3 protein-coding genes are annotated in these 9137 nt (G+C 33.5%); 1 reads left to right on the top strand and 2 read right to left on the bottom strand.

The window, feature by feature from the left end; translation table 11 throughout:
• Positions 1 to 1264 (bottom strand): hypothetical protein (locus ACKI44_RS02925; RefSeq protein ID WP_407421378.1); only part of this gene is annotated, 1264 nt, incomplete at its 3' end.
• Positions 1265 to 1706: 442 nt separating this feature from the next.
• On the opposite strand from ACKI44_RS02925, the gene ACKI44_RS02920 reads away from it, so the two are divergent.
• Entirely contained in the window at positions 1707 to 2231 is a 525-nt protein-coding gene (locus tag ACKI44_RS02920; RefSeq protein WP_407421376.1) for a type II secretion system F family protein, read from the top strand.
• A 59-nt stretch (positions 2232 to 2290) separates the two neighbouring features.
• On the opposite strand, the gene ACKI44_RS02915 is transcribed toward ACKI44_RS02920, so the two are convergent.
• Entirely contained in the window at positions 2291 to 9025 is a 6735-nt protein-coding gene (locus tag ACKI44_RS02915; protein WP_407421374.1) for an Ig-like domain-containing protein, read from the bottom strand.
• Between the last annotated feature and the right edge of the window lie 112 nt (positions 9026 to 9137).

Below are 9137 nucleotides of genomic sequence, written 5' to 3'. Positions count from 1 at the left end.
TATTTGGTTTATTCATATAATTGCTTGCATTATTTCCAAACCAGCTATCTTTTACCACGACACCTGATGAGCAGGCATAAATTTCATATTCACATTTGTTATTTAAAAAAATTGCATTTGTAATCTCAGCATCCAAACCCTCATCGTACTGGAAGTAGATTATTGCATTTGATGCAGTGTTGTTAATATATGTTCCGTTAATATTTGAATCTGAAACACTCTCCCAGAAGCAGTTTGCTCCACCATTACCATTGTTTGCGGTGTTGTTAATATATGTTCCGTTAATATTTGAATCTGAAACATCTCTGTTGAAGTTGTTTGCTCCACCAAAATCTTCTCCGGTGTTGTGGCTGTATGTTCCGTTAATATTTGAATCTGAAACACTCTCCCAGAAGCAGTTTGCTCCACCATTACCATTGTTTGCGGTGTTGTTGGTGTATGTTCCGGTAATGTTTGAATTTAAAACACTCCAGTAGAAGTTTGCTCCACCCTTACCATTGTTTGCGGTGTTGTTAATATATGTTCCGTTAATATTTGAATCTGAAACATCTCTGTTGAAGTTGTTTGCTCCACCATTACCATTGTTTGCGGTGTTGTGGCTGTATGTTCCGGTAATGTTTGAATTTGAAACACTCCAGTAGAAGTAGTTTGCCCCACCAGAATCTTCTGCGGTGTTGTTGGTATAGGTAGCATTTATATTGGAATTGGAAATGGCATTACTAAAGTAAAGGGCACCACCATTGTCTGCATTTCCGTTTATAAATGTCAATCCGGTTATGTTAATGCATGATGCATAAACTGTAAAAATTCTGGAATTGTGCTCTGCATCAAATACTGCTTCACCTGAACCATATTTTAAAAGATTCAATTGTTTATTAATATCTAAATTCACATTTATTCCATTGCCTTTGTAGTTTTCTTTGCCGGCGAAATATACATTGTCTCCATCTTGAAGATTGGTATTATCCAAAACACTTTTAAAATTATTATATGGAGAGATATTAGAACCGTCACCTCCATCTGCTGCGCTGGCGTTTACATACCAGTCACGGTTATTGCTTGATATTATATTCTCATCACTTGATATGCCAATTGCATCATCAGATGCGCTGGCAGTTAATATTTCTGGGCTTTCGCTAATGCTGATTTCATTATTTTCTCTAATATTGTCTGTCTGACTTTCCAAGGCGCTTACAGAGCCTATACAGACAAATAACATTAGAAACAACGATAAAATTATTAAAGTATGTTCTTTCAGTTTCATATATATTATTCTCCCATTTGAATAGTATTCTAATAAAAATGTTTTATACTATACAAATAATCTTGAAAGGTTGTGCTTTGTGAATAAAACGTTTATATGGTTAAGAATTTGTCAACAAATATATTTATATATTATCATGAAATTATTTCTGCATTTATATTGGTGATTGCTTTTTGAAAAGTAGTTTGATATGCTCATGTATGCAGTTAAATAATTTTTGATTTATTTTTTTGGCCTATTTAATTTTTAATAATAATTCATTATCAAAGATTTTATTTTATCTTATTATGTTTATATGAATTTAATTGGGCTAATGTGGTATTTAATAGTATTATTTTATAATTTTCATTTGATTTGATTGTTTTATCAGGGCATTGTATTGGTTTTATAAGAAATATTTTTTCTGATATGGTGTCTGACCATAGTATCATTTTACGATGAAATGCGTAGGACGATTTTGGAAATTCGGATGGGAAGAAACTTTGATGAGGCATGGGTTGTGATGAGTAAGAGGTTGAAGTCAAGGGAGCTTGAGCGTATTTTTATCATTATTCTTGATGGTCGTAAGAGTGGTTCCAGTATGGCTGATGTGATAATGAACATTTCGGATGACTTGAGGGATTTGCTTGCAATCAAGCAGGAGAGAAAATCTTCGGTTATGATGGCGGTAATGTTTTTGATAATTTCTGCGGTTATTGCAACTCCATTTGCGTTAGGTATGGTAAGTGTTTATGCTGGATTTATGGAAAGTTTTGGTCAGGTAACTGATTTGGTGGCTACGGCACCTATTGCAGGTCAATTTTACCTTATAATTCATTCTTTGTTGGTTGGATTGATTATAAGTGTTATTATGTATGGTAATTTTAAGAAGGGCATTAAATTTTCCGTTCCAATTGTTGTGGTGTCATATGGGATTTTCTATTTGATATCGAACTTTGGTGGGTCAATAATTGCCGGTGGTTTTTGAAATATTTTTTCTGGCAAGACGATATTATTTATTAAAAAAAGAAGTATTGGGGTTTTATTTTAACCCCTTATTGTAATTTTGTTTGCAATGTTGAAGTCGTTGTAGCTGGATGTTATGATGTATTGGCCGGCCATTAGGTTTATGTTTAATTTGGCTACACCATCATTATCTGTTTTTTCGTTATATATTACGCCGTTGATGTTGAATTTTACGGTTTGTTTTGGATAAGGATTGCCTTGTCCATCGACCAGTTTGGCTTTGAATTGTGATCCGTCCATGTATTTCATCACTAAATCTTCGGCGGTTAATATAGGCAGGACTTCAATGTTGTTTCCTTTACTGCAATTCTTGTAGTATGTTGTTATTATGTAGTTGCCTTGGCCTAGGTTGATGTTTAGCTTTGCATGGCCTGTTGCGTTGGTGGTTCTTGTATAGAATACTCCATTGATGTTGAATGTTATTTCTTCGCCTGCACCGACGTAGCTGCCGTCAGCAGAGTGTATGCGGACAATGAACTGTGAATTGTTCCTGTAATACTTGGTTAAATCGTCGGATTCGATTAGGGAGATTACTTTGATGTTATTGGATTTCATCTCACCAGTAACAGGATTGGTTGCAGTTATGATGTAGGTGCCTGCATCCAAGTTGATGTTTAGTTTTGCAGTTCCGTTTCCGTCTGTTGTGCGGTTGTATATAATACCATTGATGTTAAAGGAAACTTGGGTGTTTGTTAGTATGTTGCCGTTTGAATCAATGAATCTTGCATAATATTGTGTGTCATTTCTGAATACTTTAACAACATCGGCTGCATCTATAGTGGATTTGACTGTTACTGTGGAGTTGACAATTATGTCTTCAACAGCAACAGTGACTGGATATTCACCGCTTTCCAGATTAATGTTCAGTTTTGCAGTACCGTTTTCATTAGTGGTTCTGTTGTATGTAATATCATTAATGCGGATAGCAACAGATTTGTTTGCTAAAGGAGTGCCTTTATAATCTGTTATGTTTACAACAAATTTTTCAGAACCGTGATAGTATTTAGTTACGTCAGGAGCTGATATAATGTCTGGTCCATTAGATGCGGTTATAGTGAAATTAGTTTCAATCGGGTTATACTTGTCATCACCGGAGTAGGTTACGGGAATAGTATTGTTTCCAAGAGGCAAGTTAGTTAAAACAGCACTGGCAGTACCATATTTAACAGGAACGGCCTCATTACTAATAGTCACATTACCGGTAGCATCTTCAGCTAAGATTACAGTTACAGTAACATTATCGCCTTCAAACACTTCTGAAGGAGCATCAATGATGATTGTAGCGTTTTCCTTAGGATAAACAGTAATATTTACACTAATGTATGCCATACTGTAGTTGTCATCACCTAAGTATATGACATAAGCTGCAGTTGTGTTGTTTAATCTGGAAATGCTGACTGTAACAGTACTATCAATGATAGCGACATTATAGAATCCTCTGCCTGCAATCACCATTACATTACCTGTAGCATTTTCAAAACCAGTAACAATAAGGGTAGCGTTTTGACCGACATATATTGGATCAGCACTAGCAGTTAGATTTAAATTCTTTTTAGCAATTATATCAACAGTTGTTGAAGCGTTGTTGTAGTTATCATCACCAGGATAATAAATGTATGCTGTAACGGTTTCATTTAATTTAGGAATAGACATTAATGCCATGCCCATCATAATAGAAGTGGTGTTAATATATTCACCAATAGTTACAGTTACATTACCTGTAGCATTTTCAAAACCAGTTACAATAAGAGTAACATTTCCCATAATCTCAAATGCAGTTGCATTAAGAGTTAAATCTTTTTTAGGTACTGGAGAATTAACGGTAATGTTGACTGTAGTTGAATTTTTAACATATACTTTCTCATTAATGGTAACTGTAATGGTTGCATTGCCTTCGCCGACAGCAACCACTTTTCCAACACGGTTTTTGTTTTGGACGGTTACGACAGACTCATTACTGGAAGTGAAAATGTAATCTAAATCTTCAGGATTGGTAGTAACATAAATGCTGCTGTTTTCACCAATGATTAACTTTAAAGAGTCAGGTTCGACACTAATGCTGGCATCTTTTAATTTAACGTTAACGCCAATGGTTTTATTTTCTGCGGCAGCATACTTATTGTCCCCTGCAAATGAAACAGTAATCGTTGCAGTACCTTCAGTTAGGGCAATGATTTTACCGTCTTCAACTTTAGCAACAGAAGAATTGCTTGATGTGTAGGTTAGATTGCCTGCATCGCCAGGAGTTAATGTGGCGCCGGTAGCAACTTCATCATTAACCTCTAAAATAATAGTGTTGTTTAAAACACTGATTTCAGTAGGAACTTTACTTACAGTAACAGTAACCTTTGTTGAATTTTTAGCATAGATTTCATCATCACCAACACTTACAGTAATGATTGCGCTACCTTCACCAACAGCAGTAACAATACCCTTTTCATCTACAACAGCAACAGACTCATCACTGGATGAATAAGCAATATCAAGCAATATTGTATCAGGATTTTTGGTTGCATTAATTTTATATGTTTCATCAACTTTTAAATCCAAAGTATCGTTATCAACAGTGACACTGGCGTCATTCAAGCTAACATTTACTGTAATTGTTTTACTTTCAGAAGCAGAATACTTATTGTTTCCTGCAAAGGAAACAGTAATAATTGCAGTACCTTTACCTTGAGCAATAACATTGCCTTCTGCATCAACATCAACAATAGAATCATCACTGGATGTGAAAGTAACATTGCCGGCATCAGCAGGAGTTAAATTAGCAACAATAACAGTTTCATCACCAACAAACAAGTCCAATGAATCAGGATCAACAGTGATTGCAGTAGCTATTTTGCTTACAGTAACAGTAACATTTGTAGAATTTACAGCGTAGGTTTCGCCGTTACCTACAGTCAATGTAATGGCGGCCGTACCTTCACCTACAGCTTTTACATTACCATACTCAGTAACAGTAACAACAGACTCATTGCTTGAGGTATAGTAAACAGTCAGGAATCTTGGATCTGCTGTAGCGTTAATTATGCAGTTATCATCAACATTTAAATCTATCGTGTCATTTTCAACGCTGACGCTCGCATCATTCAAGGTTACTGTAACTGTTATGTTTTTACTTTCAGCTGCTTTGTAATTATTGTCTCCTGCAAAGGACACAGTAACTGTGGCAGTACCTTTTACGCGTGCATAGATAATGCCGTCATCTGATACAAGTACAATGTCTTCATTGCTTGATTTGTATGTTAGATTTCCTGCATCTGCAGGGGATAATGTTGCTAAATCACCAATATTTTTATATGCTTTCAATTCAACAGTTTCATTAGTTAGAGTAATTTCGGTAGCTGCTTTGCTTACTGTTACAGTTGCGTTTGTACTTGATGCAGTATAGTTTTCGCTTTCTTGTGTTGTTATTGTTATACTGTATGTACCTGCTGATAGGTTTTCTAAAATGATGTTGTCTGATGAAGTGGTGTCATTGTAGATTACATTTCCATTTTCGTCTGTAACTTCAATTAAGACGCTTGTGGAGTTTTCAAATTCAAATCCGATGTTTAATTTTTCACCATAAGTAATATTGTTCAATTGAGTTATTTCTACACTGGATTTGTATTTTGCTATAATTAATCCATAATCTACAGTATATTCATTTAAATTTGAATCAACAAAAGCACTGACAATATGGCTGCCTATTTTTGGAGTGTAATCAGATTTATATGTGGTATTTTCCAGTATTGAATCAATTGTTTCATTTTCAATAATGAAATTTAAATCATCTACAATGATAATGTTTCCATTATCATCATAAATTGTCGCATTTAAGGTTATTTTGTCACCGACAGTACAGTTTAAAGTCAAATTATTTAAAACAATGATTTTAGTTTCAGATAATATGATTCCCTTATCTAAAATATATTCTTCTGGAGATAATTCATTTTTGGATAGGTATAATACTGAATCATCCAATACCCTTATGCTGGCACCTGCATCATTATTAAATATTGTGTTTTCAATTAATGCTTCACTGTTGTTTAAATCAATGCTATATCCTGTATTATTGATGAATTCTGAATTCAATATGCGTAAATCGGAAACTTGTGTAACTATTACATTTACACTATTATTAATAAATTTGGAATCGGTTATATTGATATCATTTCCTTTCATGTTTAATGCACTGCCATTAATGCCCGCAAAGTTATCTGCAAATGTTGAATTGGTTATTTTTTCATTTTGCATTTGAATATTGATATTTATGGCTCCACCAGTATTATTTGCCTTATTTCCAATAAACTGGGTATTGTTCCATGTGTCGTTGTTTGTATTATCTGCACAGAATGCACCGCCATTGGATTTAGCAGTATTTTCTATAAATTTGGTGTTAATGAAAAGATTGTTTTTTGCATTACTGTCCACATTTATTGCTCCACCATTTTTCCCAGAATTATTTATGAATGTGGAATTATCAAATATATTATTCACGAGGTTACCATAACTGTTTATTGCTCCTCCATCAACGTTAATTGCAGAATTATTGTTAAATATGGTGTTTTTATAGGTATTTGATGTTGAATGGTAACGGGTATATATTGCTCCACCATTTCTTGTTGCAACATTGTTGATAAATGATGTATTATTGAAGAGATTATCTTTTGAACCATGATCTATGTTTATTGCACCACCATTAAAACCTGCAGTATTGTTGATGAATTCTACATTAGTGAATATTGTTTCTAATAAATCCGTATGGAAATTAATGGCTCCGCCGTCAACTTCACTTGCTTTATTGTTTTCAAAAATACTGTTTTCAAATGTATTTACTAGTGAACTAGGAACTGTATAAATTGCTCCACCATTTCTTAAAGCCTTGTTGTTTATAAAATTGGTATTATTGAACTTGTCGTGTTTGAATGTCTTTTTAATATATATTGCTCCTCCATTAAAACCTGCGGTATTATTTATGAATTCCATGTCAACTAAGGTATTTCTCAATAATTGGCCTATGTAAAGTGCACCTCCACATATAGCACTGTTGTTGGTGAATATCACTGAATCAAATTTATCATATATTGCACTGTCATTAACGTAAATGGCTCCTCCTCCATATGAATTATCTGTTGTATTTGCTTTGTTGTTTGTAAAGTTTACATTGAAAAATGTGTCATTTGAAGAGTAAATGTAATATATTGCTCCACCAATGCTTGCAGTATTGTTGATAAATGAAGAATCAGCTATATTTGAATGTGTGCTGTTATATGGTATATTTATGGCTCCTCCATTTGTTTTTGCATTGTTGGCAATGAATGAAGAATTAATTATGTTATAATTTTCCATTTTCTTGAATGCGTGAATAGCTCCTCCGCTGATATTTGCATTGTTCTGGCTGAAAATCGTATTGTCCCATATATTATCTGTTGCATCAACAAGAGAAATTGCTCCACCGTTTTTGGAAGCAGTATTATTTATGAACTTTGTATTGATGAAATTATTAGTTCTTGCAGCATTATCCACATTTATTGCTCCGCCATTTCCTTTGGCCTTATTGTTTATGAATGTGGAGTTATCGAAAGTAATGTTTACCAAATTTGAATAGACACTTATGCATCCTCCGTCTACGGAAAGTGCAGTATTGTTAATGAATTCTGTGTTGTTATATATGTCTGAACTTGAAGAAGCGCGATAATAAATTACACCCCCATTATTGGTAGCTTTATTGTTAATGAATGAAATTTCATTGAATTTATTGAAATTTGAAGCTCTATAATGATATATTACACCACCATTATTTTTGGCAGTGTTGTTAATAAATGAACAATATTCAAAGGAGTTGTAGTTAAAAGTTCCTTTATAATATATTGCTCCACCCTGAGAAGTAGCCGTGTTATTGGCAAATACACATCCCTCAAATGAGTTGTTGTTAGAAGCGCCATATCCGTTTATTGCTCCACCATTGGAAGCGGTGTTGTTAATAAATTTAACATTAATATATGAATTATTGTCGTTTACATTTTGATCAGTATTTATTGCTCCGCCGCTGTTTCCAGCATGGTTTTTAAAAAATGTAATGTTTTTAAATGTTGTTTCGGATAATGGATTATGGAAATTAATGGCTCCACCATCAGCATTTTTTCCTTGGTTATAGGAAAAAGTTAAATTTTCAAATGTATTTTCACTAGCATTTTCGTTAATGTATACCGCACCACCATTTTTAGTAGCAGTATTGCTTATAAACTCTGTGTTTTTAATGGTGCTATTAATGAATGTGCTTTTAGCATATATGGCACCACCATTTGTTGTTGCACTGTTATTTATAAATTTACAATTGTCAATAACGCTGTCTGAAATGGCATTATTGAATAGGATAGCTCCACCTAAATCGGATTTTCCATTTATAAATGTAATGTTGTTTAAAATAACATTGTCCGAAGCAGTTATATTAAATATTCTGGCTTTATTTAAACCATTGATTGTAAAACCATTACCGTTAATAGTTATGGCCTTTGTAATGGTTATTCCATCGCTCGAAAAACTGTCATCATAAGTATAATTGTTTGTTAGATTGACTGTACCTCCTTCATCAGCAGCATTAATTTTAATCTGCAAATCATTAAAATTACTTTCATCAGGACTGCCTATTACTGCATTTTCTCCAAAGTCATCTGTCTGATTTTCTAAGGCACTGACAGAGCCTATGCAGACAAATAACATTAAAAGTACTAATAAAATTATTAAAATATGTTCTTTCAATTTCATGTATTATGGCTCCTTTTGAAAAATATTCTAATAAATGTTTCATGTTTTACAATATAATCATAAAAGACAATTATTTTGAATAAAACATTCACATGATTAAAAATTTTATCAA

The sequence above is a fragment of the Methanobrevibacter sp. genome (assembly GCF_045646205.1).
Classification (GTDB): domain Archaea; phylum Methanobacteriota; class Methanobacteria; order Methanobacteriales; family Methanobacteriaceae; genus Methanocatella.
The sequence above is the reverse complement of the archived record's forward strand: the minus strand, read 5'-3'. Positions and strand labels throughout refer to the sequence as shown.

Bases quoted from the DNA above. Each gene is read 5' to 3' on its own strand.
- ACKI44_RS02920 (WP_407421376.1), top strand. From the start codon at position 1,707: ATGCGTAGGACGATTTTGGAAATTCGGATGGGAAGAAACTTTGATGAG.
- ACKI44_RS02915 (WP_407421374.1), bottom strand. From the start codon at position 9,025: ATGAAATTGAAAGAACATATTTTAATAATTTTATTAGTACTTTTAATG.